The sequence below is a fragment of the Faecalibacterium langellae genome (genome assembly GCF_002549775.1).
In the GTDB taxonomy this organism is placed as follows: domain Bacteria; phylum Bacillota; class Clostridia; order Oscillospirales; family Ruminococcaceae; genus Faecalibacterium; species Faecalibacterium langellae.
In genome coordinates this window covers 1-1,474 of sequence record NZ_NMTR01000037.1, presented here as the reverse complement: position 1 = coordinate 1,474, position 1,474 = coordinate 1, and the positions used below count along the sequence as shown (strand labels likewise).

At 34.2% G+C, this 1,474-nt stretch carries 3 protein-coding genes; 1 reads left to right on the top strand and 2 read right to left on the bottom strand.

The window, feature by feature from the left end:
- The first annotated feature begins 265 nt into the window (after positions 1-265).
- Positions 266-637, top strand: a complete 372-nt coding sequence (locus tag CGS49_RS13440; RefSeq protein ID WP_207653410.1) for a DUF2513 domain-containing protein — start codon at positions 266-268, stop codon at positions 635-637.
- Between the two features lie 71 nt (positions 638-708).
- On the opposite strand, the gene CGS49_RS13435 is transcribed toward CGS49_RS13440, so the two are convergent.
- A complete protein-coding gene (locus tag CGS49_RS13435) occupies positions 709-951 on the bottom strand; it encodes a hypothetical protein (protein ID WP_097802291.1) in 243 nt (80 codons plus the stop codon).
- A gap of 334 nt (positions 952-1,285) precedes the next feature.
- On the bottom strand, positions 1,286-1,441 hold the full coding sequence (locus CGS49_RS14255; protein ID WP_002948458.1) for a hypothetical protein: 156 nt from the start codon (positions 1,439-1,441) through the stop codon (positions 1,286-1,288).
- Positions 1,442-1,474: the final 33 nt, after the last annotated feature.

The window sequence follows — 1,474 nt, the reverse complement described above, 5'->3', positions numbered from 1 at the left end:
GCAAGAAATCAGAGAAAGAGTAGCTATCAATAAAAGAATAAGACTGATAATTTTCTTCATTTCAATTACCTTCTTACTTTACTGCATTTTATCAAATATATGTTACAGAATAAATACGTCATTTTTATTGTAACAGAAACCTTTCTTTCGAGAAAATACATATTTTTCGGAAAATTTTTCCTACATTATATCTTAAAGATGAAGCTTTGTTTCTTTCTATAATATACTATAAATATAAAAATAAACACAGCGTTGAGGTAGCACCATGGAAAGAAATATGGACTTATGTCGGTTAATTTTATTCAAGATTGAGGCAGAGTACAAATCAACGGCAATGTATAATTTAAATATTGATAGATTTGATCTTGATACAGTAGCCTATCATTGTAAAATACTGGCTGAAGCAGGACTCCTAGATAGTTATGAACCAATATATGGTAATAATAGAATTTATGCTTTTCATGTAGGTTCATTGACTTGGGCGGGACATGATTTTCTGGATAAAATAAGAGAAAATACTATGTGGAATATGACAAAAAATAAGATTAAAGAAAATGCTCTGCCTATGACTTTAGAGGTAATTAAAAGTGTAGCAACTAACTTAATTAATGATCAAATAAAAAAGGACAATGTCTAGGATTGATTCTTTAGTTGTTTTCATATGCCCATTCTATCATAAAAAAAGCACTCTTACGAGGGCAAAGCGTATTAAATAAATGTAATTTCCGCTAGGTAAAAAACTAGAAGAAATAAAACAACCCTTGCAGCAGCCAAAGTCTGCTTACCAATTGTATCTAGATCTGCAATTGATTCCGCAATCTTTCTCGCAGCCTGGGTAACGGTTTTACCTGCTGCTTGTAAGATGTCAATTGAGCCTACACTTGTTGAACTGTTTCCGAAAATCTCTGAGATAAGTTCTTCTGTAAAGGTTACTTCTGACGAATAGATCAAATTCTCAATCTATACTTTTATCCAACTGACTTATTTCTGCAGTTGTCTATACAAGAGATCTATCAGTTTCTTAAGCCACTTCAGATATTGGGCTTGAATCTCCTCGCTCAGATCCAGCTACTGATCGGTCCTCACCAAGAGCCTGGACACGAGCCTCTTCTGAATGAGGTTTAGCCATAGAAACACTCGTTTCTATAATATCAACTTGAGAATGCACCTCAAGAAGCGCCTCATCTGTCTCACTTGAAGAGAAAACCATCAGTGACGTTGAGGTTACCACTGAGCTTACTTGACTGGGTGGTTCTGCCTGGGCTTCAACTGAAGAAAAATCAACTTACGGAGCTGATGCCTCACTATTAACATAATCTATTTTAGCTTCATCAGATTTCACCTGAACTTCGTCTGCTTTACCTGTTTGCAACATAAAACTAGACAAAATCAAAACAACAAAAGTTGTATAGAAAACTTTTTCCTTAGCTATTTCATTCACCTCCTCATTTTTGATATAGACTCATTTACTAAC